We start from the raw sequence: 26,509 nt of genomic DNA, 5'->3' as shown, positions 1-26,509 counted from the left end.
GGGAGCAGGGACTCGACTCGTGGACGCAGCAGGCCGATGACGCGCGGCAGTGCTGTCAGGCCAGGCTCTCCCGCCAGGCGCGGTGGAGGCCGGCGAACCGGCCGGTGCCGCCGATGAGTTCGGCCGGGGCGCCGTCCTCCACGATGCGGCCGTGTTCCATCACCAGAACCCGGTCCGCGATCTCCACGGTCGACAGCCGGTGGGCGATCACCACCGCGGTGCGGCCGTGCAGCACGGTGTCCATCGCCCGCTGCACCGCACGCTCACCCGGAATGTCGAGGGAGCTGGTCGCCTCGTCGAGGATCAGCACCGCCGGGTCGGCCAGCAGGGCGCGGGCGAACGCGACCAGCTGGCGCTGGCCGGCCGAGATCCGGCCGCCCCTCTTGCGCACGTCCGTGTCGTACCCGTCGGGCAGACCGGTGATGAAGTCGTGCGCACCGATCTCCCTGGCCGCCTGCTCGATCTGCGCGCGCGTCGCGTCCGGGCTGCCGATCGCGATGTTCTCGGCGACGGTCCCGGAGAACAGGAAGGCCTCCTGGGTCACCATCACCACCCCGCGCCGCAGTTCGGGGGTGGCCAGATCCCGCAGATCGGTGCCGTCCAGCAGCACCCGGCCGTCCGTCGGGTCGTAGAAGCGGGCCAGCAGCTTGGCGAGCGTCGACTTCCCCGCGCCCGTCGAACCGACCACGGCGACCGTCTGCCCCGCCGGGACGGTCAGATCGAAAGGCGGCAGCACCTCGCCGCCCGTGCGGTACGCGAAGCTCACCGAGTCGAAGACCACCTCGCGGCCCGGGTGTCCGCCCGAGAGTGCCGGCAGCTCCTGCGGCTCCAGGGCCTCCGGCACCGTGGGGGTCTGTGCCAGCAGACCCGCGATCTTCTCCAGTGAGGCCGCCGCCGACTGGTAGGAGTTGAGGAACATGCTGAGCCGGTCGATGGGGTCGTAGAGCCGCCGCAGGTACAGCACCACCGCGGCCAGCACGCCCAGGGCGAGAGTGCCGGACGCGACGCGGTAGGCACCCCACAGCACGATTCCGGCCACCGCGGTGTTGGCGACCAGCCGGGACCCGACGACATAGCGCGCGTTCTCCAGCATCGCGTTGCCGTTGGTGCGCCGGTGCTCGTGGTTCAGCGTCCGGAAGGCCGCGTCGTTGACCGGCTCCCGGCGGAAGGCCTGCACGGGACGGATGCCGTTCATCGTCTCCGCGAACTTGACGATGACGGCGGCGATCGCCGTCGACCGGGAGGCGAAGATCACTGCGGCCCGGCGCTGGTAGAGACGGACCAGCAGATACAGCGGGACGAAGGAGAGCACGGCGACGGCGCCCGTCGCGAAGTCCAGCCAGAGCAGCATCAGGGAGATGGAGACGAAGGAGAGAATGACACCGATCAGCTCCTGCAGCCCCTCGCTGAGCAGCTCCCTGAGCGACTCGACATCGGTGGTGGAGCGGGAGATCAGCCGGCCCGAGGTGTACCGCTCGTGGAAGTCCACGCTCAGGGCCTGCGCATGACGGAAGATCCGGCCGCGCAGATCGAGCAGGACGTCCTGGTTGACCTGCGCGGACGCCCGGATGAAGGCGTACTGCATGACCCCCGCGCCCACCGAACAGAGGGCGTAGCCGACGGCCACGGCGATCAGTGGTCCGTAGTCCTCGTCCCGGAACGCGGGCACCCCGCTGTCGATGGCGTACGCGACGAGCAGCGGGCCGGCCTGTACCGCGACTTGCTGGACCAGCAGGAACAGCGCGGCCAGCACGACCCGGGCGCGCAGCGGGCGCAGCAGCGAGACGAGCAGCTCGCGCGTGGCACCGCGGGGGTGGGCAGGTCGTCGCGGTCGAACGGGTCCCCGGCCCGCCTCACGGGCGCTTCGGCTTCCGGCGCTGCCGGGGTCCCGTGTTCGTCCCTGTCGTCGCCGCCCGGCTCCGTGGGACGCCCGGTCGTGGTGCTGGTCATCGGGTGCTGCTCTCCTCGGCTGGGGCGTGCGTGCCCGGAAGGTCATCGGCCGTGGTGCCGGATGGGTGCACGACAACCGGGTCCTCGCCCGGCGGGCTCCCGGCACCGGACATCAGCCAGGCGTACTCGGCGTTGCCGCGCAGCAGTTCCTGATGGGTGCCGACCGCGCTGATCCGGCCCTCCGACAGGAGAGCCACCCGGTCCGCGAGCATCACGGTGGACGGCCGGTGGGCGACCACCACCGCGGTGGTCTCCTGCAGCACGCGTCGCAGCGCGGCCTCGACCAGCGTCTCCGTGTGCACGTCCAGCGCGGAGAGCGGGTCGTCGAGCACCAGGAAGCGCGGCCGGCCGACGACGGCGCGGGCCAGCGCGAGGCGTTGGCGCTGACCGCCGGAGAGGCTCAGCCCCTGCTCGCCGACCTGGGTGTCGATCCCGTGCGGCAGATCGTGGACGAAATCGGCCTGCGCGACCGAGAGCGCCCGCCGCAACTCCTCCTCGCCGGCGCCTTCCGCGCCCATCAGCACGTTCTCCCCGACGCTCGCGGAGAAGAGCGTCGGCTCCTCGAACGCCACGGACACCAGCTCCCGCAGCCGTTCGCGCGGCATGGCGGTGATGTCCTCGCCGTCCAGGGTGATCCGCCCCGAAGTGGCGTCGTGCAGCCGGGGAACGAGCGCGGTGAGCGTGGTCTTGCCGGAGCCCGTCGCCCCGACCAGGGCCATCGTCTCGCCGGGACGGATCCGCAGATCGATCCGGGCCAGCACGGGCGCGGAGTCCGCGTCCGCGTCGGGATAGCGGAACACCACCCCCTCGAAGACCATGCCGCCGGACCCGCCGGGAGAGACTCCGGAGGTGGCTTCGCCGGCCGTCTCCTGCTCCTCGGCGACATCCATCACCTCGAAGAACCGCTCGGTCGCCGTCGCCGACTCCTGACTCATCGCCAGCAGGAAGCCGATCGACTCGACCGGCCACCGCAGCGCCAGCGCGGTGGAGAGGAAGGCGACCAGCGTGCCCGCGGACAGACCGCCGTCCGCGACCTCGATCGTGCCGAGCACCAGCGCCGCCCCGATGGCGAGTTCGGGGATCGTCGTGATGAGGGCCCAGATGCCCGCGAGCAGCCGCGCCTTGCCGAGCTCCGTGGTGCGCAGCTGCTGCGAGAGGGCCCGGAAGGCCAGGGCCTGGCTGCGGTGCCGGCCGAAGCCCTTGACGATGCGGATGCCGAGCACGCTCTCCTCGACCACCGTCGTCAGATCGCCGACCTGGTCCTGGGCCCTGCGCGCCACCACCGCGTACTTCGTCTCGAAGACCGAGCAGACGATCATCAGCGGCACGACCGGGGCGAGCAGCACCAGGCCGAGCGTCCACTCCTGGGCCAGCAGGATCACGAAACCGATCAGGATCGTGGTGGAGTTGACCAGCAGGAAGGTCAGGGGGAAGGCCAGGAACATCCGCAGCAGCATCAGGTCCGTGGTCCCGCGCGACAGCAGCTGGCCCGACGACCAGCGGTCGTGGAAGGCCACCGGCAGGCGCTGCAGATGCCGGTAGAGATCGGCCCGCATCGACGCCTCGACCCCGGCCAGCGGACGCGCCACCAGCCACCGCCGCATCCCGAACAGGACCGCCTCGGCGATCCCGAGCAGCAGGAGGTACAGCGCCCCGAGCCAGACACCGCCCGGGTCGTGGTGGGCGACCGGGCCGTCGACGATCCACTTCAGCACGAGCGGGATCACCAGGCCGAGGCACGAGGCGACGACCGCGATCAGGGCCGCGCCGGACAGCCGCGTCCGTACCGGCTTCACATACGGCCACAGCCGTACCAGGGAGCGCGCGGCGGACCGGTCCTTGGGCTCTGCATGTTCTTCGGGCATCAGGGGCGAGCCTACGTTTCACCACTGACATCGCTCATCTGCTTTTCCGTCTCCCGACCGAGGCTTGACGCAAAGCCACGCGGGGGACAGCGTCCGCCGCCACCGACGGCGGCCCCCGACGGGCCCGGCCGGGCGAGGGTCGTAGCGCGGCATCAACCGATCGGCTGATGCGGGTTCGAGCGCGATGGCGGATGCCGCGGGCGGCCGTCCGCCGGGATGCTCGCAGACATGGCAATCATCGAAGTGAACGGGGTGCACAAGTCCTACGCCGGACGCCCCGCGGTCGACGGCGTCAGCTTCGCCGTCGACGAGGGGGAGATCTTCGGGATTCTCGGTCCCAACGGTGCGGGCAAGACCACCACCGTCGAATGCGTCGAGGGGCTCCGGGTCCCCGACGCCGGCACGGTCCGGGTCGCCGGGCTCGATCCCGTCGCCGACCACGACCGGGTGACCCTGCTGCTGGGCGCCCAGCTCCAGGAGAGCGAACTGCAGCCCAAAATCACGGTGGGCGAGGCGCTGGAGCTGTACAGCGCGTTCTACCCGGACCCCGCCGACTGGCGGTCGCAGGTGGAGCGGCTCGGGCTGCGCGCCGTGCTCGGCACCCGGTTCGCGCAGCTCTCCGGCGGACAGAAGCAACGGCTGTCCATCGCGCTCGCCCTCGTCGGCAACCCCCGGGTCGTGGTCCTCGACGAGTTGACCACCGGACTGGATCCGCGTGCGCGGCGCGACACCTGGCAGCTGATCGAGGAGGTACGGGACAGCGGGGTCACGGTCCTGCTGGTCACCCACTTCATGGAGGAGGCCCAACGCCTCTGCGACCGGGTCGCCGTGATCGACAAGGGCAGGGTCGTCGCCCTCGACACCCCGTCCGGGCTGATCGCCAAGGCCGGGAGTTCCACGGTCATCTCGTTCACGCCCTCGCAGCCGCTCGCCGACGCCGACCTGACGCGGCTGCCCGGCGCCGCCTCGTGCGAGAGCCGCAACGGGCGGATCGTCATCAACGGCACCGACGAGACCGTCAACGCCGTGATCTCGCTGCTGGCCCGGCTGCGCATCACCGCGCACCAGCTGCGCGTCGCCGAAGCCACCCTGGACGACGCCTTCCTCGACCTCACAGAGCACACCGACCCCACCGACCCGCGCGCACTCACAGAACGGGCAGCCTGAGATGGCCACAGCGAACACCCTGACCGGCCACGAGTCCCGGACCGCGCCCGCGGGCGCCTGGCTCGCGGTCCTCAGGTCCGAGACCAGGCTCTTCCTCCGCGAACCCGGCAGCCTGTTCTGGATCCTGGTCTTCCCGACCGCACTGATGACGATCCTCGGGCTGATCCCGTCCTTCCGGCACCCCGACGACGCGCTCGGCGGCCGGCGCGTCATCGACCTGTACGTGCCCGTCTCGGTACTGCTCGCCATGATCATGGCCGGTCTGCAGGCCATGCCGCCCGTACTCACCGGCTACCGCGAGCGCGGCATCCTGCGCCGCATGTCCACCACGCCGGTACGGCCCTCCGCCCTGCTCAGCGCCCAGATAGCGCTGCACGGTACCGCGGCCGCCGGCTCCGCGCTGCTGGTCATGGCGGCCGGCCGGATCGCCTTCGACGTGCCGCTGCCGGGGCAGCCGTTCGGCTATCTGCTGGCGCTGCTGCTGGCCGTCGCCAGTGTCCTGGCGCTGGGCGCGCTGGTCTGCGCGGTCTCGCGGACGACCAAGGTGTCGGCCGCGGTCGGCTCGGTGGTCTACCTCGTGATGATGTTCACCGCCGGGGTATGGGTGCCGGTCCAGACCATGCCCGACACACTCCGGCGCATCGTCCAGGTCACCCCGTTCGGCGCGGCCTCCCAGGCGCTGGACCGGGCGGCGTCCGGATCCTGGCCCAGCTGGGCGTATCTGGGTGTGATGGCGCTGTGGACCGTCCTGGCGGCGGGGGTGGCGATCCGGACGTTCCGGTGGGAGTAGCCGATCCGGGGGAGACTTCACCCATGAGTGCGGGGGAGAGGCAGGGCGCGGCCGGTGTGACGACGGCCGAGCAGTGGTGGGAACTGTTCTTCCGGTACGGACCGTACGGGCTGCTCGGCCTGGCCACGGCGGTCTCGGCGGTGACCGGCGACCTCATCATGTCCCGGTCGGACGTGTACGCCGCCATGGTGATGGTGCCGCTGGCCCTCGCCCTCCAGCTCTGGTGGGGGCGGGTCGCGGCGACGGCGGGAGCGGCATCGCGGGCGGCGCAGTGCTACTTCGTCGCCCGCACGCTCCTCGCCTTCGGGCTGACCTGGTGCAACCCCTTCTACGCCGTCTTCGCGACGCTCGGCTACTTCGACTCCGCCCGGCTGCTTCCGCAACGGGGCGTGCGGCCCGGGCTGCTGGCCACCGCGGTCATCCTGGCGGGCTCGCAGTCCGGCAGCGGGATGCCGCCCGTCACCCTCATGAACTGGATCGCCTTCGTCATCCTTCTCGCCCTGCACGGGACCCTCACCATGGTCTTCGCCCAGATCGGCAACCGGGAGGCCGAGCAGTCCCGTACCCAGGTCGACACCATCGCCGAGCTGGAGTCCGCCAACGCCCGTCTCGAACGGGCCATGGCGGAGAACGCCGGTCTGCACGCCCAACTCCTCGTCCAGGCACGGGAGGCCGGGGTGGCCGACGAGCGGAGCCGGCTGGCCGCCGAGATCCACGACACCATCGCGCAGGGCCTGACCGGCATCATCGCCCAGCTCCAGGCCGTGGCCTCGACCGCGGACACCGACCCCGGCCTCGCCAGGGAACACCTCGTGCGGGCCGCCGCCCTCGCCCGGCACAGTCTGGGCGAGGCCCGCCGCTCGGTGCACAACCTGGTGCCCGCCGCACTGGAGCACGACGACCTGCCCGGCGCACTCGGGAAGACGGTCACCACCTGGTCGGAGCGGACCGGCGTGCGCGCCGAGTTCACCGTCACCGGCACGGTCGAGCCGCTGCACGACGAGGTCGGTGCCACCCTCCTCCGGATCGCCGAGGAGGCGCTCGCCAACGCCGGCCGCCATGCCGGTGCGTCCCGGACCGGCATCACCCTGTCCTACATGGGCGACGAGATCACGCTGGACGTGCGGGACGACGGCCGCGGCTTCGACCCCGACGCGCTGCCGCCCCACGGGGGCGCCGGCGGCTTCGGCCTCGGCGGGATGCGGGCACGCGCCGAACGCATCGCCGGCACCGTCGAGGTGGAGACCGGACCCGGCCTCGGCACGGCGGTCAGCGCCCGGGTCCCGCTGGTCCGTCACGACTGACAGGGCGCGGCCGCCCGGACCCGCACCGGCACAGTACGGTGGGCCGCTATGGCCCAGGAACCCGCACGCGTCATCACGCTGATCGTCGTGGACGACCACCCCGTCGTACGGAACGGGCTGCGTGGCATGTTCGACTCGGCGGCCGAGTTCCGGGTGCTCGGCGAGGCGGCCGACGGCGTCGAGGGCGCCGAGATGGCCCTCCGGCTCGATCCCGACGTCGTCCTGATGGACCTGCGCATGCCGGGCGGCGGCGGAGTGGCGGCGATCACCGAACTGACCCGGCGCGGCGCCCGGTCCAGGGTCCTGGTCCTCACCACCTACGACACCGACTCCGACACGCTGCCCGCGATCGAGGCCGGTGCGACCGGGTACCTGCTCAAGGACGCGCCGCGCGAGGAGCTGTTCAACGCGGTGCGCGCCGCCGCCGACGGCCGCACCGTGCTGTCACCCGCCGTCGCCTCGCGGCTCGTCTCGCGGGTGCGCACACCCGTCCCGCCCGGCAGCGAGACGCTGTCCACGCGCGAGCGCGAGGTGCTCGGACTCGTCGCCAAGGGGACCTCGAACCGGGAGATCGCCGCCAACCTCTTCATCAGCGAGGCCACGGTGAAGACGCACCTCACCCACATCTTCGCCAAGCTGGGCGCCAAGGACCGCGCGGCCGCCGTCGCCGTGGCGTACGACCGCGGCATCCTCGGCTGACCGCCCCGCGGTTCACTCCCGGACCCGCAGCAGCAGCAGCGACCTCGCCGGCACCGTGAGGCCCGTGTCGCCCCGGTGGACCGTGCCCGGTGCGGCGGACTGGTCCTCCCGTGAGGTGTCCAGGACCAGCTCGTACGCGTCCGCCCACGGCGGCCCGGGCAGCCGGAAGCCGGCCGGCCGGCCACCGGCGTGCAGGACCGCGAGGAAGCTGTCGTCGGTCACCGGTTCGCCCCGGGCGTCCCGGCCCGGGATGTCGCGCCCGGAGAGGTAGAGTCCGACCGTCGAGGCCGGGGCGTACCAGTCCTCCTCCGTCATCTCGGCCCCCTGCGAGGTGAACCACGCCAGGTCCCGCAGCCCGTCCGGGGCCTGCGCCCGGCCGGAGAAGAACGCCCGCCTGCGCAGCACCGGATGGGTGTGGCGCAGCGCCAGCACGCGGGCCGTCAGCTCGGTCAGCCCCCGCCACTGCGGCTGCTCCAGCAGCGTCCAGTCGACCCAGCTGACCTCGTTGTCCTGGCAGTAGGCGTTGTTGTTGCCGCCCTGGGTGCGGCCCATCTCGTCGCCCGCGACCAGCATCGGCACGCCGGTCGACAGCAGCAGGGTGGTGAGGAGGTTGCGCAGCTGGCGGCGGCGCAGCGCGTTGACCCCGGCGTCGTCGCTCTCGCCCTCGGCGCCGCAGTTCCAGGCCCGGTTGTCCGAGGTGCCGTCCCGGTTGCCCTCGCCGTTGGCCTCGTTGTGCTTCTGCTCGTAACTCACCAGGTCCCGCAGGGTGAAGCCGTCGTGCGCGGTGATGAAGTTGACCGAGGCGTACGGGCGGCGGCCGCCCCACGCGTACAGATCGCTCGATCCGGTGAGCCGGTATCCGAGGTCGCGCACGTCGGGCAGCGCGCCGCGCCAGAAGTCCCGTACGGCGTCGCGGTAGCGGTCGTTCCACTCGGTCCACAGCGGCGGGAAGGCCCCGACCTGATAGCCGCCGTTGCCGACGTCCCACGGCTCGGCGATCAGCTTCACCCGGCGCAGCACCGGGTCCTGGGCGATCACCGCGAGGAACGGGGACAGCATGTCGACGTCGTGCATCGAGCGGGCGAGCGCCGCCGCCAGGTCGAAGCGGAACCCGTCGACGCCCATCTCGGTCACCCAGTACCGCAGCGAGTCGGTGATCAGCCGCAGGACGTTCGGCTGCACCACGTGCAGGGTGTTGCCGCACCCGGTGTAGTCCGCGTATCTGCGGGCGTCGGACTGGAGCCGGTAGTAGCCGCGGTTGTCGATGCCGCGCAACGACAGCATCGGGCCGAGCTCGCTCGCCTCCGCCGTGTGGTTGTAGACCACGTCGAGGATCACCTCGATGCCCGCGTCGTGCAGGGCGCGGACCATCCGCTTGAACTCGCCGACCTGCTGGCCCGCGGTGCCGCTCGCGGAGTACGCGGCGTGCGGGGCGAAGTAGCCGATCGAGTTGTAGCCCCAGTAGTTGTGCAGCCCGCGCCTCAGCAGATGGTCCTCGTGGGCGAACTGATGCACCGGCAGCAGCTCCACGGCCGTCACCCCGAGGCGCTTGAGATGGTCGATGGCCGCGGGGTGCGCGAGACCGGCGTACGTGCCCCGCAGCTCCTCGGGGATGCCGGGGTGGCGCTTGGTGAAGCCGCGGACGTGCAGTTCGTAGATGACGGAGTCGGCCCAGGGGGTCTTGGGCCGGCGGTCCTCGGCCCAGTCGTCGTCGTCGTGGACGACCACCCCTTGGGGACGTACGGAGCGGAGTCCCGCTCGTCGCGGACGGTGTCGGCGACCTGCTGCTGCGGCCAGTCCCTCACATGGCCGTACACCTCGGCCGGAAGGGTGAAGGAGCCGTCCACGGCACGTGCGTACGGATCGAGGAGCAGCTTCGCCGCGTTCCAGCGGGCGCCCGTCCACGGGTCCCAGCGGCCGTGCACCCGGTAGCCGTACCGCGTCCCCGGCCGTACCCCGGGCACGAAGCCGTGCCAGATCTCGTGGGTCAGCTCGGTCAGCGGGAGGCGGGTCTCCGCCTCCCGCCCGCTGCCGTCCTCGTCGAAGAGGCAGAGCTCGACGGCCTCCGCCCCGCCGGCCCAGAGCGCGAAGTTGGTGCCCGCCACCCCGTCGGGCCCCACCCGGTAACGGGCTCCGAGCGGCATGGGCGTACCCGGCCACACGGCCGGCGGCCGCTGTCCCTGCTCGACGGACTGCCCGGATCCGGTGACGGGGATCCGCTCCACCGCATGTCCGGCCGATCCCTGCACTGTCTTCGGTACTGCCTCCTGCTCGGCTGCGCTCGACACCTGCTCGCCTCCCGCGGCTCGTGGGGGACCGGCACCGAAAGGGAGCACGCGGCGTCCCGGCCGTGGCTCCCCGAGTGTGGTCGTCCCCTCTGTTCTGCCCACGACGGGGCCCGCACTCACGTTTCCCCCGGCCCGCCCCCGTCGTTGGGCGGTATGTGAACCACGTAGCGAAGAAGGCAGGGGCGCATGCGGCCACCGTGCTGTCACGGTCCGGACTGCTCGCCGTACTGGCCGCACTGGCTGTTCTGACCGGCTGTTCAGGCACGGATTCGATCATCGGCGGGAAGCCGCGGTCGCCGCAGGAGGCGATCCGGATCACGCCGCAGGACAGGGCCGAGGACGTCGGACCGGACAGCCGGGTCGAGGTGAAGGTCCCCGACGGAAGGCTGGAGAGCGTCAGGGTGGTCCGGATCGAGGACGCGCAGGCACAGGAGGTGCGGGGCCTGATCGCGAAGGACGGCCGTTCCTGGACCCCGCAGGGGGCGGCGGGCCGCCTCGGGCTCGCCGCCAAGTACAGCGTCGACGCGGTGGCGGTGGACGGTGCGGGGCACCGTTCGGCCCGCCACACCACCTTCACCACGGCGGTGCCCGAACACCGCTTCATCGGGTACTTCAAACCGGAGAACCGGTCCACGGTGGGCACCGGCATGATCGTGTCCTTCGAGTTCAACCGCCCGGTCACCCGCCGGGCGGCGGTGCAGCGGGCCATCCGGGTGACCAGCGATCCGGCGGTCGAGGTGGCCGGGCACTGGTTCGGCGACGACCGGCTGGACTTCCGCCCGGCCGCCTACTGGCAGCCGGGCACCCGGGTCACCGTCGAGGTGAAGCTGCGCGATGTGGAGGGGGCGCCGAAGGTGTACGGCACCCAGCACAAGACGGTCCGGTTCACGGTGGGCCGGGAGCAGGTGTCCCTGGTGGACTCGGCCGCGCACACGATGCAGGTGCGCCAGGACGGGCAGCTCGTCTCCACCGTCCCCGTCACCGCCGGTTCCCCGACGACGACCACGTACAACGGCAAGATGGTGGTCAGCGAGATGCACGAGGTGACCCGGATGGACGGGCGGACCGTCGGCTACGGCGGCGAGTACGACATCAAGGACGTCCCGCACGCCATCCGGCTCACCGAGTCGGGGACCTTCCTGCACGGCAACTACTGGTCGGACGACGACGTCTTCGGTTCGACCAACGTCAGCCACGGCTGCATCGGGCTCCGTGACGAGCAGGGCGGCAGCGGGTCCACCCCGGCCGGCTGGTTCTTCGACCGCACGCTCATCGGGGACGTCGTCGAGGTCGTCAACTCCAAGGACAAGAAGGTCGCCCCGGACAACGGGCTGAGCGGCTGGAATCTCAACTGGGCCCAGTGGAAGGCGGGCTCCGCCCTGCGCTGACGGCGAGGCGGCCCGCCACGAGCCCCGGACGGCGCGGCCACCGCGGCCGCGCCGTCCGCCGTCCCGGCCCCACCCCGCCGCTACCGCCCGTGACCAGGCGAAGTCCGGGCATCAGTTGGGACTGAACGGTGACATTCCCGGGGAGAGATGCCCGCAGTCGGTGTGATTATCTTTCGCTGAGCGCGCATGTGTAGCGCGCGGGGGCGGGAGCCTGCGGGTTCCCAGGGTCTTGGCGGGGCCAGGCCCTGCGAGGGGAGACGACCACATTGAACGGGCAGCCGATATCGGGGGCACCGGCAGGGGCGGACAGCAGGCGGCGTGGGCGCGGGGCCACCGGACTGCTGGCTCTGGTACTGGGCGCGCTGCTGTTGCTGGTGACGGCATGCGGCGGCGGGGACACCGACGGCGGGAGCAAGGGCAGCAAGGACACGGCGAAGACCGACGACACCAGCGCCTCGCAGGCCGTGGTGACTGTCGCGCCGAAGGACGGTGCCGACTCCGTCGCCACCAGCGGCGCGCTGAAGATCTCGGCCGAGCAGGGGAAGCTGGCGACGGTCAAGGTCTCCGACCCCAAGGGGGCCGAGGTCGAGGGGAAGATCGGCGCGGACGGCACGAGCTGGGAGCCTGACCAGCACCTGGCCTCGGCGACCAAGTACAAGGTCCACGCGGTGGCGAAGGACGATAAGGGCCGTGAGTCGGCGAAGGACACCACCTTCACCACGCTGGTCCCGCAGAACACCTTCATCGGGCAGTACACCCCGGAGGACGGTTCCACGGTCGGCGTCGGCATGCCGGTCTCGATCCACTTCACCCGCGGCATCACCGACCCGGAGGCCGTCGAGAAGGCCATCAAGGTGACGGCCGAGCCGGCCGTCCAGGTCGAGGGCCACTGGTTCGGCAACGACCGTCTGGACTTCCGGCCCGAGGACTACTGGGCCGCGGGGACCAAGGTGACCGTGAAGCTCAACCTCGACGGTGTCGAGGGGCGTCCGGGGGTCTACGGCAAGCAGGTCAGGACGGTGTCGTTCACCGTCGGCCGCCGGCAGGTCAGCACCGTGGACGCGAGCTCGCACCGGATGAAGGTCGTCCGTGACGGCAAGCAGATCAAGGACATCGCGATCTCCGCGGGGGCCCCGGCCACCACCACGTACAACGGCCAGATGGTCATCAGCGAGAAGCTCCGGGTGACGCGGATGAACGGGGACACCGTCGGCTTCGGCGGTGAGTACGACATCAAGGACGTGCCGCACGCGATGCGCCTGTCCACGTCGGGCACCTTCATCCACGGCAACTACTGGGGCGGTCCGGGTGTCTTCGGCTCGACCAACACCAGCCACGGCTGCGTCGGCATGCTGGACGCTCGCGGCGGCGGTGACCCGGGCACCCCGGCGGCCTGGTTCTTCGACCATTCGCTCATCGGCGACGTGGTGGTCGTGAAGAACTCCCACGACAGCACGATCCCGCCGGACAACGGCCTCAACGGCTGGAACATGAACTGGTCGGAGTGGACCAAGTAGGTCCTGCTCCACCGACCGCGGACGGGCCCGCCGCCGACGGACGGACTCCGTTGGCGACGGGCCCGTGAGACGTCGGCTTCCCAGCCCTTGGACGGCCCGGGAGGCCGACGTTGTCATGTGGGAGAAACGCAGGGTGCCGTGGAGCCGCATTTCGGCACCTATTCGGTACGTGCGCGACAGTCCGTTTCGTTACGTGGATGATGTTCCGGCCGCGTATGTCGAGTGCGCAGATCCCTCTGCGGGCCGGGGTTTATCCGGCGGCTAGGGCTTCATTCCGGGTCGGCTGTCAGATGCGACGGAAAGGGTTCGTCGACCAGCCCCGCACGGGTCAGGCGAACGCCCGCCTGAAAGCGGCTGAGGGCTCCCTGTTCGTCCATTATTTCAGCGATATGGCGACGGCACGTACGGACCGATATGCCGAGCCGGCGAGCCACCATCTCGTCCTTGTGGCCCCTCGCTAAAAGGCGCACTATCGACTTCTTCAAGTCATCCGTTGTGTGCGAGGTGTTCTTTGCGTCGGGATTGAACGGGCTCGCGGTGTTCCACAGGTTCTCGAAAGCGGCGCAGCCGAACGCGACCACGGCCGGGTCCCGCACCGCGACCGCCGTCGCCACGCCGGCCTCCCGGTGCGCATCGGGGGAGCGGGGCAGGACGAGTGCCTGCCGGTCGAAGGCGAAAAGCGGATCGATCAGTTCCGCGCTGGTCCTGACCTCGGCCCCGTGCTGGGTCAGTTCACGTACCAGGGCTCGGGTGACCAGGTCGCCGCGGATGGCGTGCTGGTAGATCAGCCGCGCCCGCACCCCGCGGTCGAGCAGGTCCAGGGCGATGGTCCGGGCCGCCGGAAAGGCCCGGCAGGGGCGGGCGCCACTGGGCAGGACCAGGAGGAGTTCCTCCTGGCAGCGCGTGCTCATGCCGGTGATCAGCGCGTGCAGCGCCGACGTGTCGTCCCCGGGGCCGTCCGCCGGGGGAGGAGTGACGGAGGAGGGCGAACCCGCCGGATCCGGCCGGTCCTCCCCGCGGGCGCCCTCCGCGCGACGTCGGCGCAGCTGCGCTCCGAGGACCCTGGCCAGCATCGCCCCGGTCTCCTCCGCGCCCACCTGGGCGATGAGTGCGGCGACGTCCTCGCGCTCGAACCGGCTCTCCTCGGTGAACCGATGCGTCGACCCGCCGTGATCGAGCGGTGTGCATTCCCCCACCGAGTGGGACCCTCTGGCTGCCGGCATGCGCTGTTCCCCCTTGTACCCGCAGATCATTGGGCGTCAACTCTAAGGTATCTGGATTTCGTGAAGAGAAATAAAGCATGAATTCGCTCACGAGTTATCCGAGGGTACGGCCGTGCGGTGGAGAAGGAAGAGCCTAAACCTTTGGAGCGGTCGACGAAAAAAGACACAGAAGTGCCCGAGAAGTCGTATGGGTGGCGCTGAATCAGTAAGAACTCACCACGCGTTGAATTGCTGGTAAAGCAAATCGGAGTGGGGCTTGGTCGGTCACGAGCGTAACCGAGAGGGTTGCTCATAGAAGAGTATTTACTCAATTAATGCGTTTCATTTACTTCCCCTTTACTCCAGTTCGGGCCGTTCCACGTATGTGGACGGCCCTGTGAAGCGAAGGGGTTAGTTGAAGATTCGCCCGGTTTTCACCGCGTGGACCGGTCGTTCAGTTCATCCCCGCAGTGCGATCGCGGTCAGGACGAAGCCGCGCCCCACCGCCCAGCGCCCGGCGAACGTGCTGTGACGCCGCCCGGCCACTTCGGGCCCGGGTACCAGCAGCCGCGCCGAGAACGTACCCGCCGAGTCGAAGGCGAGCTCCGCCTCCATGAAGTCGAGCTCCAGCCCGGTCAGCGGATACCAGGTCTTGAACACCGACTCCTTGGCGCTGAAGAGCAACCGGTCCCCGTGCACGTCCGGGCGCCGCCAGGACAGTTCGGTGAGCCCGGCTCTCTCCCGCGGCAGCGAGACCGTCTCCAGGACGCCGTCCGGCAACGGCAGATTCGGTTCCGCGTCGATGCCCAGCGACACGGCGACCTCGGTGCGGGCGACCGCCGCCGCGCGGAAACCCAGGCAGTGGGTCATGCTGCCGCTCACGCCGTCCGGCCAGCGGATCGCACCCCGCTTCCCGTTCAGCAGGGGAACCGGTTCCAGACCGAGTTGGTCCATGGCCCGCCGGGCGCACAGCCGTACGGTGGTGAACTCGGCGCGCCGGCGCGCCACCGACCGGGCGACCACCGCCGCCTCTGCCGGGAAGAGCCCGCGGTCCTCGCCGGGCGACAGGTCGCCGAAGGCGCTGACGGTGGCGACCCCCGGCGGGAGCAGGGTTTCGATCATGCCGCGTGCCGCCGGGGTGACGGCGTGATGCGCCGGATCTTTCCATCGGCGACGTACCGCTCGCCGAGCGCGCGCAGCTTTCCATGGGTCACGGAGGTCAGTCCTTCCGACGTGGTGCAGGGGAGCGGTGGTGCGCCGTGGGGAGTGGGTGCCCCGGCTTCCGTCCCGCCGTCGGGTGGCGCACGCTTCGCGGCGGGCCGCCTCCGGGTGCCGGGTCTCGCCAAGGGTGCGTCATGGCGGGGCGGTGTGAGGTCCGCGGCCGGCCGGGGCCGATGCCGGGTTTCACACGGCGCCCGGAAAGCCCTGGTCAGACACGTTCGGCTGTGGAGACCGCGAGGTGCAGGTCCACCGGCAGATCCTGCCGGCGCGTGATGTTGAGCTTGCGGTAGACGCGAGTGAGGTGCTGCTCGACGGTGCTGACGGTGATGTGCAGCTTCAGGGAGACCTCGCGGTTGGTGTAACCGCTCGCCGCGAGGGTGGCCACCCGGCGCTCGGAGTCGCTCAGCTTCGTGTCGAGATCGGAGCGGTACTCATCCGGGGAACCGCCCCGGCGCATCCGGTCCTCCGGGCCGAGTTCCGGGGAGATCTCCTCGCACAGCGGCTCGGCCCCGCACTCCCTGGCCAGGTTCCAGGCCCTGCGGATCACCGCGTCCGCCCGGGCCGGCTCGGCGACCGCCCGCAGCGCGCGGCCCAGCGCGGCCAGCGAGCGGGCCAGCTCCACCCGGTCGCCGGAGCGGCTCAGTTCGTCGACCGACTGGTTGAGCAGGGCCAGCTGCTGACGCGGATCCGAGGTCACCGCGCGTAGACGCAGGCTGATGCCACGCACCCACGGCCGACGGGCGTCCGGGTCGGCGAACTGCTGCTCCACGAGCGCCTTGGCCCGCTGCGTCTCACCGAGCCGGAACAGTACGTCGGCCGCGTCCGTACGCCAGGGCAGCATGGCCGGACGGTCCACACCCCAGCTCTTGGCCAGCCGCCCCGCCTCCATGAAGTCACCCAGTGCGGCGTGGAGTTGATGTGTCGCCGTGAGGTAGAGCCCGCGGGCACGCAGGTAGGCGAGGCCGTGGGTGCTCTTGAACAGTGTTTCCGCGACGGGCTGGTGGAGCTGGCGGGCGACGGAGGCATGGTCACCCATCAGGGTGCGCGCCCGGATCAGAATGGCGACCGGGCTCCCGATGAACGCGCTGCTGCTCTGCTCGGGCAGACAGTCCAGCGACCGGCGCGCGTACTCCTCGGCGGCGTGCAGATCACTCATGCGGAGCAGCACCGCCGCGAGTACCGAGGAGAACAGGGCCTGCCACGCGGGGGCCTTCTGCCGCTCGGCCTCGGTGATCAGCTCACGGCAGCAGACGGCGGCCCGCTCGGGGTGACCGAAGTAGGTGAGGGAGCGCAGAGCGCGCATGACGGGTTCCAGCGTCCCGTCGGTGAGGACGGTCGTACGCAGGAGGCGCTCGGCGGCGTTGGTCTCCGCGCTGTCCTCGGGTTCGGCCGCGGGTCTTCCCCCGCCGGGTCCGCGCGGATGCTCGGTCCGGACCCCGGGCGTGCCCGGTGCCCCGGCCGGACGGGACCCGTTCGCGGTCCCCTCCTGGCCGCCGGAGTCGCTCGCCGCGGTCTCCGTGAGGATCATGGACATCACCTCGGCGGCCTCGGCGATCCGGCCCTGGGAGGTGAGGAGTTCGGCCAGGGGGGCCAGGCGCTCGGCGGCCAGGCGGCCGGAGCGCAGCACCGCGAGCGGGGCGGACAGGTGCTTCTCCGCCCGCCCGGGATTGACCCGCCAGGTGACGGCCGCGAGCCGCGTCTTGATGTCGGCGCGCTGCTGCTCGTCCCGGCTCAGCTCGTGGGCGAGTTCGAGCGTCTCCGTGGCGCGGGCGGGGTCGCCGTGCGTGAGCAGATCCTCGGTGGCCTCCCGCAGCACGTCCACGGCCCAGGGGATGCCGGTCAGCGATCCACCCAGTTGGGCGGCGGCGAGGAGGTGCCCGGCGACCTGGGTGACGGACCGGCCTTCCGGGTGGAGGAGTTCGGCGGTACGCAGGTGCAGGCCGGCCAGCACGTCGGCGGGCACCTGGTCCAGGACCGCCGTCTTTGTGTGCGGGTGCGGGAAGCGGTGACCGTCGAGAATTCCGGAGGCCGACAGCGAGGCGACCGACTGCGCGGCGGCGAACGCCGGGACGCCCAGGAGCCGGCCGGCCCGTTCCGGCGTGTACGCCTCGCCCAGTACGGCGAGTGCCGCCCCGAGATCCAGCATGTGCGGTCCGCTGTGCCGCAGGCAGGTCAGGACCGCTTGCCCGAACAGCCCGCCCTGCTCGGGGCGGAAGGTGTCGGTGCCGGCCGGAGCGGAGCGGTACTCCTCCAGGAGCGCGCGCAGCAGCAGCGGGTTGCCCCCGCTGATCGCGTGCAGCTCACCCGAGAGCGCCTCGCGCGGTGTGGGGCCCTGGAAGCCGGCCGCGACCCGCACGCAACCCTCGGGGCTGAGCCGGCGCAGCCGCAGGCGCCGCACGTTGCGGCTGCGCAGCAGCTCCGTACCGAAGGAGGCGTCCTGGCCGTCCTGGTGGAGGGGGGTCGTGAGTACCAGCAGCATCCTGGTGGAGCGGCCGTGCCGGACGATGTGCTGGAGGTAGCGCAGTGACGCGCTGTCCGCGTGGTGCACGTCGTCGACCGTGATGACGAGCGGAGTGTCGGCGCTCAGCCGCTCCAGCGCCGCCTGGAACTCCCGCATCGCGCTGACCTGCGGCTGGCCGTCAGGGGCGGTGGAGACCTCGGGGAGCGCGCCGGCCGGTGCGTCCCCGGTCAGCTGCCGCATCAGGCCGAGCGGCAGTTCCCGCTCGGTCGGTGAACCGAACGCCCGCAGCTCCAAGTCGTCGCCCTCGCCGGTCCATTCGGCGAGCGTGTCGATGAGTTCACTCTTGCCGCATCCGGCGGCGCCCTCGATGAGGACGATGCGGGCCGCGCCACTCCTGCACTCGCCGAGCGCGGTGCGCAGTGCCCGGAGCTCCGGCTCTCTTTCGGCAAATTCCACTCTGTCCCCCGTACCCAAGCTGTGGACCGGCTCCCCCGTCAGAGGGGAAAGCCCCGTTGGAACACGTGCGGCGTATATGGAACGCGTGTGCGTACGCTACACGCTCATGAGTGTGGCGCACGCTCGACTCATCCTCTAGTGGCCACAAGCTGCACGCTCGGCGAGGCGGCGTGTGATCGGCGGTCACGAGTCAACGCATGTCAGTTCCAGGGGAGTTCGGGCGGTCTAAGATGCCCCGACGACTTCTAGGCAAGGGTGGTGCTGTGGGTCACCGTGAAGATCTTCTGGAAGGCGCGAAGCGCTGTCTCCTTGAGAAGGGTTTCGCCCGTACCAGCGCGCGGGACATCGTGGCGGCGTCCGGAACCGCTCTGGCGTCCATCGGTTACCACTACGGTTCCAAGGACGCCCTGCTGGTGCAGGCCTACGTCCAGGCGATGCAGGAGTGGGCGGACGAGTTCGGGCCGGGCACCGCGATCGGGGCCGACCTCGAATCCGCGACGTCGACGATCGAGCGCTTCGAGATGGTCTGGAACCGCATCGTCGAGATCTTCCCGGAGCGCAAACCGCTGTGGGCGCTGAGCGTGGAGGTCGCCGTGCATGCGGAGGATCTGCCCCAGATGCGCGAGGGGCTCTCCCGGGCGCAGCCGTTCGGCTGGTCGGCGTTGGTGGCGCTCTTCCACGGCGTGGACGAGAGTGAGGTCGACGAGCAGATGGCGGACACCCTCGGCCGGTTCTACGCCGCGTTGCTCAACGGGGTGATGTCACTCTGGCTGTTCTCGCCGGAGACCGCGCCCTCCGGCCGTGACCTGGCCGAGGCGATGCGGTCCATCCTGGTGCTGCACCAGGGTGCGGTCGCCGGCTCGGGCCCGGCCGCCTGAAGGCGACGGCGGCGCGACGGTCCGGGGTGCGGCAGGGTTCGACGGGCGATCGGCTGCCCGGGAACGGGCCGCTGCCGCGCGCCGCCCGCTCAGGGCTCGTCGCGGATGAGTCCGGCGTCCCGCAGTTCGCTGACCCAGATGTCCATGTCGGTGCGGGTGTTCTCCGGGTCCGTACACCACAGCTCGGCCAGCATCTCGGCCGCCGGGCCGAGTTGGCCGTTGTGCTGGCGCAGCGCGATCCACATGGCTGCGGCGACGGGGCTGCACCGGTAGCTGGCGCCGTCCGCCGAGGTGAGGAATTCGAGGTACCCGTCCTCGGTGACGCGTGAGGTGACGCCGTGTTCTGGTCGTACCGGCACTCTGGCCTCCGTAGTCGACTAGCCGGTCGGTGACGGCCAACCGTGAGAAGGAGGCGTGACCGTGTACGCGGGGCGGGGGATGGGATGTCTGTCGGGTCGGTGCGTCAGGGCGCCGACCGGGACTGCCTCGCACATCGGCTCATGAGGGCAGGCTGCCCGATGCCGCGATAGACGTTAGTCTAGTACGGTCGTCTAGATTCTGGTGAGGGAAGCGCAACTCTGTCCGGATTGCATTGCCCGTGGACATGAAGCACGCATGCCCCGGAGATGACTCCGGGGCATGCGGCAGCGGACTTCCCGGGACGGACGCCGGTCCCGGCGCCCTCACCCGTGGGTGGCCGGGCACGCGGGCCGCCCGGCCCGCGCGCCCGGCCCGTTCACGATCCCACCGTCGCCGCACTCATGCGGGAGCGGATCAGGTCGAGGACCGGAGCCACCTGGGAGTCCAGGTAGAAGTGGCCCCCGGGGAACACCTTCAGCTCGAAGGACGCCGTGGTGTGCGTACGCCACGACGCGGCCTCCTCGACGGTCACCTGCTGGTCGTCGTCACCGACCAGCGTCACGACGTCCAGGCCGAGCGGCGGCCCGGGCCGGAAGCGGTAGGTCTCCGCGGCCTTGTAGTCGCTGCGGATCGCCGGGAGGATCATGCGCAGGATCTCGGGGTCGCCCAGCACCGCGGAATCCGTCCCGCTCAGCTGGGCGATGTCGGCGATGAGGCGGTCGTCGTCCGCCAGGTGCACGGTCTCCTCACGTACCCGGGACGGCGCCCGGCGGCCGGAGGCGAAGAGCGTGCGCGGCGGTGTTCCCGACGCCTCCAGCCTGCGGGCCACCTCGAAGGCGAGAGTGGCTCCCATGCTGTGGCCGAACAGGGTCAGGGGCACGTCCCCCCAGGGCCGCAGCTCCTCGACGACGAGATCGGCCAGCTGCTCGATGTCCTCGACACAGGGTTCGTTCCTGCGGTCCTGGCGGCCCGGATACTGGATCGCGAGAACGTCGATCGCCGGGGACAGCGCACGCGACACCGGGAAGTAGTAGGTGGCCGATCCGCCCGCGTGCGGGAAGCAGACCAGGCGGGCGCGTGCCTCGGGTGCCGGATGGAAACGCCGGATCCAGGGTCCGGTCTCCCGGGAGTCGTCCGTCATCAGTGCTCTACATCCTTCTGTCGCTGTCGGTCCAGGTCTGCCGCGGCGCCGACGCCCTCGACGCGGCCTGCGGGCGGCACCCGCCCGGCCGTCACGTCGCCCGGGTGCCTCATCGCGCCGCCCAGCTTCCGGGTGGGCGGTGGCGAGGCGCCGTGCTCCACCGGGGCGCGGTGGCAAGGCGGTTGTCCGGCCCGGCAGCCGGGGCGCGGCGCAGGCTCAGCAGCGCCGCGGTCACCGCGGCGATCTCCTCGCTGGACGGCACGCCGCCGAGGAAACGCAGCGCCGGTCCGGAGCGGTCCGGGCCGGTGGGCCGGGCCGCCGGGGCGTGCGGGGGAGAGGTCATGGTCCTTCGCTCCTCACAGCTCAGGTCGGGGGGTTGCCGTGCTTGCGGGCCGGGACCGGCGCGTCCTTGGTCCGCAGCATCGCCAGGGAGCGCGCCAGCACCGCACGGGTCTCGGCCGGATCGATCACGTCGTCGACCAGGCCGCGCTCCGCCGCGTAGTAAGGGTGCATCAGCTCCTGCTGGTACTCCTTGATCCGCTGCTCGCGGGCCGCCGCGGGATCGGGCGCGGCCGCGATCTCCCGGCGGAAGACGATGTTCGCCGCGCCCTCCGCGCCCATCACGGCGATCTCGTTGGTGGGCCACGCGAAGGACAGGTCGGCCCCGATGGAGCGCGAGTCCATCACGATGTACGCGCCGCCGTACGCCTTGCGCAGGATGACCTGGACGCGGGGGACGGTCGCGTCGCAGTAGGCGTAGAGCAGCTTGGCGCCGTGCCGGATGATGCCCCGGTGCTCCTGGTCGGTGCCAGGCAGGAAGCCCGGCACGTCCACCAGTGTGACCAGGGGGATGCTGAACGCGTCGCAGGTCTGGACGAACCGCGCCGCCTTCTCCGAGGCGTGGATGTCCAGCACCCCGGCCTGCGAGGCGGGCTGGTTCGCCACGATGCCGACGGTGTGACCGTCCAGCCGGGCGAGCGCGCAGATGATGTTGGTGGCCCACCGCGCGTGGACCTCGAAGAAGTCCTCGTCGTCGACGATCTCCCGGATCACCGCGCGCATGTCGTACGACTGGTTGGCGTGGTGCGGCACCAGGCTGAGCAGGCTCTCGCACCGCCGGTCCGCGGGGTCGTCGGTCGGTGCCTCGGGCGGTAGTTCGCGGTTGTTGGCCGGCAGCAGCGAAAGCAGGTGCCTGACCTCCTCCAGGCACTCCGCCTCGTCGTCGTACACGAAGCCGGCCGCACCGGAGACCGTCGCGTGCACCTCCGCTCCGCCGAGCTGTTCGTGCGTCACCCGCTCGTTGGTGACGGCTTGGACCACATCCGGGCCGGTGATGTACATCTGCGAGATGTCCCGCACCATGAAGACGAAGTCGGTCAGCGCCGGCGAGTAGGTGGCACCGCCCGCGCACGGCCCGAGAATCACACTGATCTGGGGAATCACCCCGGACGCCCGCACATTGCGACGGAAGATCCCGCCGTACCCGGCGAGTGCCGTCACACCCTCCTGGATCCGTGCCCCGGCGCCGTCGCTCAGCCCCACCAACGGCGCGCCGGACGAGAGCGCCAGATCCATCACCTTGTGGATCTTCTGCGCGTGGGCCTCGCCCAGCGAGCCGCCGAAGACCCTGAAGTCATGCGCGTACGCGAACACGGTACGGCCGTGGACCTGGCCCCAACCGGTGATCACCCCGTCGCCGCTCGGCCGCCGGTGCTCCAGGCCGAAGCCGGTGGAACGGTGCCGCCGCAGCGGCTCCACCTCCTGGAACGTGCCCGCGTCGAACAGCAGTTCCAGGCGCTCCGGCGCGGTCAGCTTCCCCCGCGCGTGCTGCTGTTCGGTGGAGCGCGGGCCCATTCCCTCGCGTGCCGCGCTCTTCAGCTCCGCCGCCTGGGCCACGAGCGAGCGCAGATCCGGCCGGGGTGCCGCGGAGCTCTCGCCCACGCTGTTCGACGGGGCGTCCTGAATCGCTGTCATGGTCCCACCCATCCATGGCTCGACGGTGCGCGGCGGCTTCCACCGTCGGCGCCGGAATCCGGATAACAGTCACTCATTGAAGACCCGGCGCGACCCCCGTGCCCTCCCCTAAGTTGCCCGGCACCCCCCTAGACACTTCGTCGGCCGCCCGTTCCCGCCGACCCGCCCGGCCACCCGGGGCGCATGACCCTTAGGGGCTCTACGGGGGAGCGACAGGTGGAAGCGAAGTCCCTTTACGCCGACCGGAGCTCAGGGCGCCATCCCTCCACGACCCAGCGGCGTCAACGGAATTGGGACCCGCAACCTTAGGGGTTTTGGCGGCGGCGGGCAGACCTCAGCCTGGGTCCCGACCGGTTCGGAAACGAAGCGCCCGACGGGCTCGATCACGCCGGGACGACGTGCTGAAGGGCAGGAACACCATGAGAGACGACTTCCGCGCCGGCGGTGCGCTGGTCTTCCCCGGCATGAGCCCCACGCGCTTCCAGGACTCGGCCAAGTTCATGCTGGTCAACCCGGTTGCCCGGCGGCTGGTCGCCGAGGCCGACGATGCGCTCGGCTACTCCCTCGTCGACCGCTACCGCGAGGCCGACGGGGACTACAGCGAGTACGCGCAGGTCGCGTTCCTCGTCAACTGCCTGGCGCTCGCCGCGTGGGCGCAGGACCGGTTCGACCCGGAACCCGGGCTCTGCGTGGGGCCCAGCTTCGGCGGGAAGACCGCGGCCGCCCACACCGGCGTCCTGGACTTCGCCGACGCGGTCCGCCTGACCGCCGGCTGGGCCAGGCTCCTGGAGTCCTGGTTCGCCGAGAACCACCACGACGTCGTCACCCACTCCTTCACCCGCGTACCGCGCCCCGAACTGGACCGGGTGCTCGCCGAACTCGACGAGCGCGGCGAGTGGTACGAGATCTCCTGCCAGGTCGACGAGGACTTCCACATGGTGTCGCTGCGCGCGACCGTGCTGGACTGGCTCGGCAAGCGGCTGCGTTCGGTCGGGGGCCTGCCGCTGTACACGATGCGCCCTCCCATGCACGCGAGCGTCTTCGCCCCGCTGCGTGAGCGGGCCGAGCAGGAACTGTTCGCCCCGCTGACCTTCCACGACCCCCGGATCCCGGTGATCGCCGACCAGGACGGCTCCCTGCTGACCACCGGCGACCAGGTCCGCACGATGCTGCTGGACGGCTTCGTCCGCCCGGTCCGCTGGCCCGTCGTCGTCGAAGCCCTGCGCAGTCACGGCGTCGGCAGGCTCTACGTCGCCGGTCCGGACAGCCTCTTCGGCCGGGTCCCCGTCACCACCAGGAACTTCGACGTCGTCGCCGTGGACCCGCGGACGGCGCTCCAGCCCGTCCGCCGGAGCCTCGCCGCCTGAGCGCGGCCCGATCGCCCCGACCCAACGCACCTCCGGTGGGACGCGCCCAGGCCGGCGCCGTGTCCCTGCCACCGGGCACCAGGACCGGCCGCGGACTTCCGAGCGAGAGGTACACCATGACCCTTCTGACCAGGACCGACCTGGGATTCGCCTATCTGCAGCTGACCGGGTCGGTCTGGCAGGAGCCGGTGCGGTACACGCTGGAGGAGCGGCTCGCGGCGCTGGCCGAGAACAACTGCGTCTCGATGGGCATGAGCGTCGAGGAGCTGGAGACGTTCCTCGCCGACCACTCGGCGGACAAGCTGCGCGGCCTGCTCTCCGAGTACGGGATCCGGCTGCACGAGCTGGAGGTCCACTTCGGCTGGAACGCCGGACCGGAGGAGAGCGGCCCCGCCCTGGAATCGGAGACACGCCTCTTCGAACTGGCCGAGCTGGCCGGCATTCCCTCCGTCAAGTCCTGTGCCGTCTACCCGCCGGGTGTGGAGATGCCCCCCACCGAGGTGCTGGCCGAGCGCTTCGGCGCGATGTGCGACCGTGCCGCCGCGCGCGGGCTGGACATCTCCCTCGAAGCCATGGCCGTGATGCCCGGCTTCACCTACCAGGTCGCCTCCGACATCATCGTCGCCGCCGACCGCCCCAACGCCGGGCTGCTCATCGACATGTGGCACCTCTTCCGCGACCCGACGGGCGTCGGCTCGCTCGACCAGCTCACGGGCGCGCAGATCGCGGCCGTGGAGTTCGCGGACGCCCCGAGCACCCCGTCGCCCGACGTCATGAACGAAGTCCTCAGCGGCCGTCTGCTCCCCGGCGAAGGCGACTGCGACATCACCGGGCTGCTGCACACACTGGACGCCAAGGGCGTCGACCTGACCCCGTCGGTGGAGGTCCTCTCCGCCGACCTGCGCGCCCTGCCGCTCAGCGAGAACATCGCCCGCACCGCCGCAGCCGTGCGCGCCTCCCTCGAGAAGGCCCGTGGCTGAGAGCGCCGCCCCGCACCCCCCGAGCGCAGAGACCTCTGGAGAAGGAACCATGTCCGATCTCGTCGACACATGCCCGCACGCCCAGCCCCGCCCCTTCCCACTGGAGCGCACCGGCTGCCCCCTCGACCCCGCACCGGAGTACGCGGTGCTGCGCGAGACCGAGCCGGTCTCCCGGGTCAAGCTCAAGTTCAACGGCCGTGAGGCCTGGCTCCTCACCCGGTACGAGGACGTCCGGCAGATGCTGGTCGACCCCCGGTTCAGCGCCAACATGGCCGACCCCGGCTACCCGCTCCAGTTCCACTTCCCCATGGAACTGCTCGGCAAGGTCAAGCCCGCCCTCCTGCACATGGACCCGCCGGAGCACACCGCGCACCGCATGATGCTGATGCCGGAGCTCAGCGTGAAGCGCGTCGAGGCGCTGCGGCCGCGCACCCAGGAGATCGTCGACGACTGCATCGACGCGATGCTCGCCCAGGGCGGCCCGGTGGACCTGGTCACCATGCTGTCGATGCCCGTGCCGTCCATCGGCATGTGCGAGATGACCGGCGTTCCGCACGAGTCCCGCGACCTGTTCCACCGCTGGGTCACCCTCCTCGTTACCCAGGGCAGCGCCGAGGAGCACGCCTCGGCCAACGCCGAGGTCGAGATGCTGCTCTACCAGCTCGTCGCCGAGCGGCAGAAGAACCCCGGCGACGACCTGATCAGCAGCCTCCTCCAGCGCAACGGAGAGAAGAACGAGCTGGAGCCGTCCGACATCATCGCCCTGGTACGGGCCATGATCGCCGCCGGCCACGAGAGCACCGTCAACGGCATCACCATCGGCACCCTCGTCCTCCTCCAGCACCCCGAACAGGCCGACTGGCTCCGCGCCCACCCCGAACTCTCGGGCCAGGCCGTCGACGAGCTGTCGCGTTACTCCAGCATCTCCGACCACGGCACCGTCCGGGTCGCACTGGCGGACGCCGAGATCGGCGGCCAGCTGATCCGCAAGGGCGAGGGCGTCATCTGCTCGCTCTCCGCCTCCAACCACGACCCGGCGGTCTTCAAGGACCCCAACACCCTGGACCTGACCCGTCGCGAGGCGCGCCACAACGTCGCGTTCGGCTTCGGACGCCACCAGTGCGCAGGCCAGATGCTCGTCCGCATGCAGCTGGAGGTCGTCTTCACGACCCTGCTGCGGCGCATCCCGGGGCTGCGTCTCGACGCGCCCCTGGACGAACTGCCCTTCAAGGCCAACGCCCTCATCGACGGCGTCCACGAGCTTCCGGTGACCTGGTAAAGGAGTTTCCCATGCGTGTGATCGTCGACAAAGAACGTTGTGTCGCGGCCGGTTCCTGTGTGATCACCTCGCCCGCCGTCTTCGACCAGAACGACGAGGACGGCAAGGTCGTGCTGCTGATCGAGACGCCGGACGAGAAGCTCCGCGACGAAGTCCTGGAGTCCGTCAACGTCTGCCCGGTCGGGGCGCTGAGCGTCGCCGGCCAGGACGTGTCCTGAAGGC

General features: G+C 70.9%; 19 protein-coding genes and 2 pseudogenes. 11 read left to right on the top strand and 10 right to left on the bottom strand.

The genetic code is table 11. From position 1 onward, the window contains the following. Nucleotides 1–55: 55 nt before the first annotated feature. A pseudogene (locus LNW71_RS07665) lies at nt 56–1,950 on the bottom strand (ABC transporter ATP-binding protein). Further along, nucleotides 1,947–3,815: an ABC transporter ATP-binding protein gene (locus LNW71_RS07660; RefSeq protein ID WP_250967539.1), complete on the bottom strand. Its 1,869-nt coding sequence runs from the start codon at nt 3,813–3,815 to the stop codon at nt 1,947–1,949. The pseudogene LNW71_RS07665 and the gene LNW71_RS07660 overlap by 4 nt, the downstream one beginning before the upstream one ends. 228 nt (nt 3,816–4,043) lie before the next feature. Here LNW71_RS07660 and LNW71_RS07655 point away from each other — a divergent pair, with 228 nt between their 5' ends. From LNW71_RS07655 to LNW71_RS07640, 4 genes are read left to right on the top strand one after another with little or no spacing between them, the layout of a single operon-like run. After that, nucleotides 4,044–4,982, top strand: coding sequence for an ABC transporter ATP-binding protein (locus tag LNW71_RS07655; protein WP_250967538.1), 939 nt, complete (start codon nt 4,044–4,046; stop codon nt 4,980–4,982). 1 nt (nt 4,983) lies between these two features. Further along, the gene (locus tag LNW71_RS07650) at nt 4,984–5,772 is read left to right on the top strand and encodes an ABC transporter permease (RefSeq protein ID WP_250967537.1); all 789 of its coding nucleotides are present in this window, start codon (nt 4,984–4,986) and stop codon (nt 5,770–5,772) included. Nucleotides 5,773–5,795: 23 nt separating this feature from the next. Beyond that, nucleotides 5,796–7,076 carry a sensor histidine kinase gene (locus LNW71_RS07645; RefSeq protein WP_250967536.1) on the top strand — a complete coding sequence of 427 codons (1,281 nt, stop codon included), beginning with the start codon at nt 5,796–5,798 and terminating at the stop codon, nt 7,074–7,076. Nucleotides 7,077–7,124: 48 nt separating this feature from the next. Continuing rightward, on the top strand, nt 7,125–7,775 hold the full coding sequence (locus tag LNW71_RS07640) for a response regulator transcription factor (protein ID WP_250967535.1): 651 nt from the start codon (nt 7,125–7,127) through the stop codon (nt 7,773–7,775). 12 nt (nt 7,776–7,787) lie between these two features. Here the strand turns inward: LNW71_RS07640 and glgX are convergent. Beyond that, nucleotides 7,788–9,919, bottom strand: a pseudogene (glgX, locus tag LNW71_RS07635) (glycogen debranching protein GlgX). A 299-nt stretch (nt 9,920–10,218) separates the two neighbouring features. Here glgX and LNW71_RS07630 point away from each other — a divergent pair. After that, nucleotides 10,219–11,451 carry an Ig-like domain-containing protein gene (locus LNW71_RS07630; RefSeq protein WP_250967534.1) on the top strand — a complete coding sequence of 411 codons (1,233 nt, stop codon included), beginning with the start codon at nt 10,219–10,221 and terminating at the stop codon, nt 11,449–11,451. 266 nt (nt 11,452–11,717) lie between these two features. Further along, nucleotides 11,718–12,968: an Ig-like domain-containing protein gene (locus LNW71_RS07625; protein ID WP_250967533.1), complete on the top strand. Its 1,251-nt coding sequence runs from the start codon at nt 11,718–11,720 to the stop codon at nt 12,966–12,968. A gap of 269 nt (nt 12,969–13,237) precedes the next feature. Here the strand turns inward: LNW71_RS07625 and LNW71_RS07620 are convergent, their stop codons facing one another. From LNW71_RS07620 to LNW71_RS07610, 3 genes are all read right to left on the bottom strand, one after another. Beyond that, nucleotides 13,238–14,191: a hypothetical protein gene (locus LNW71_RS07620; RefSeq protein ID WP_250967532.1), complete on the bottom strand. Its 954-nt coding sequence runs from the start codon at nt 14,189–14,191 to the stop codon at nt 13,238–13,240. A gap of 438 nt (nt 14,192–14,629) precedes the next feature. Continuing rightward, a complete protein-coding gene (locus tag LNW71_RS07615; RefSeq protein ID WP_250967531.1) occupies nt 14,630–15,292 on the bottom strand; it encodes a 4'-phosphopantetheinyl transferase superfamily protein in 663 nt (220 codons plus the stop codon). A gap of 307 nt (nt 15,293–15,599) precedes the next feature. Continuing rightward, on the bottom strand, nt 15,600–18,308 hold the full coding sequence (locus tag LNW71_RS07610) for an AAA family ATPase (RefSeq protein ID WP_250967530.1): 2,709 nt from the start codon (nt 18,306–18,308) through the stop codon (nt 15,600–15,602). 263 nt (nt 18,309–18,571) lie between these two features. Here LNW71_RS07610 and LNW71_RS07605 point away from each other — a divergent pair, with 263 nt between their 5' ends. Next, complete coding sequence (locus LNW71_RS07605; protein WP_250967529.1) at nt 18,572–19,186, top strand: TetR/AcrR family transcriptional regulator; 615 nt, start codon at nt 18,572–18,574, stop codon at nt 19,184–19,186. A gap of 89 nt (nt 19,187–19,275) precedes the next feature. On the opposite strand, the gene LNW71_RS07600 is transcribed toward LNW71_RS07605, so the two are convergent. The 4 genes from LNW71_RS07600 to LNW71_RS07585 all read right to left on the bottom strand — a co-directional run bounded on the left by LNW71_RS07600 (nt 19,276) and on the right by LNW71_RS07585 (nt 22,661). Next, nucleotides 19,276–19,545, bottom strand: a complete 270-nt coding sequence (locus tag LNW71_RS07600) for a PqqD family protein (RefSeq protein ID WP_250967528.1) — start codon at nt 19,543–19,545, stop codon at nt 19,276–19,278. 377 nt (nt 19,546–19,922) lie between these two features. Further along, a complete protein-coding gene (locus LNW71_RS07595) occupies nt 19,923–20,687 on the bottom strand; it encodes an alpha/beta fold hydrolase (RefSeq protein ID WP_250967527.1) in 765 nt (254 codons plus the stop codon). A 109-nt stretch (nt 20,688–20,796) separates the two neighbouring features. After that, on the bottom strand, nt 20,797–21,030 hold the full coding sequence (locus tag LNW71_RS07590; RefSeq protein ID WP_250967526.1) for an acyl-CoA carboxylase epsilon subunit: 234 nt from the start codon (nt 21,028–21,030) through the stop codon (nt 20,797–20,799). 20 nt (nt 21,031–21,050) lie between these two features. Further along, nucleotides 21,051–22,661, bottom strand: a complete 1,611-nt coding sequence (locus LNW71_RS07585) for an acyl-CoA carboxylase subunit beta (protein ID WP_250967525.1) — start codon at nt 22,659–22,661, stop codon at nt 21,051–21,053. Between the two features lie 500 nt (nt 22,662–23,161). On the opposite strand from LNW71_RS07585, the gene LNW71_RS07580 reads away from it, so the two are divergent. From LNW71_RS07580 to LNW71_RS07565, 4 genes are all read left to right on the top strand, one after another. After that, nucleotides 23,162–24,028, top strand: coding sequence for an ACP S-malonyltransferase (locus LNW71_RS07580; protein ID WP_250971928.1), 867 nt, complete (start codon nt 23,162–23,164; stop codon nt 24,026–24,028). Nucleotides 24,029–24,144: 116 nt separating this feature from the next. Continuing rightward, entirely contained in the window at nt 24,145–25,008 is an 864-nt protein-coding gene (locus LNW71_RS07575; RefSeq protein ID WP_250967524.1) for a sugar phosphate isomerase/epimerase, read from the top strand. A 49-nt stretch (nt 25,009–25,057) separates the two neighbouring features. After that, complete coding sequence (locus LNW71_RS07570) at nt 25,058–26,287, top strand: cytochrome P450 (protein WP_250967523.1); 1,230 nt, start codon at nt 25,058–25,060, stop codon at nt 26,285–26,287. Between the two features lie 11 nt (nt 26,288–26,298). Then, on the top strand, nt 26,299–26,505 hold the full coding sequence (locus LNW71_RS07565) for a ferredoxin (RefSeq protein WP_250967522.1): 207 nt from the start codon (nt 26,299–26,301) through the stop codon (nt 26,503–26,505). Nucleotides 26,506–26,509 lie beyond the last annotated feature (4 nt).

The sequence above is a fragment of the Streptomyces sp. RKAG290 genome (genome assembly GCF_023701695.1).
In the GTDB taxonomy this organism is placed as follows: Bacteria; Actinomycetota; Actinomycetes; order Streptomycetales; family Streptomycetaceae; genus Streptomyces.
The sequence above is the reverse complement of the archived record's forward strand: the minus strand, read 5'-3'. Positions and strand labels throughout refer to the sequence as shown.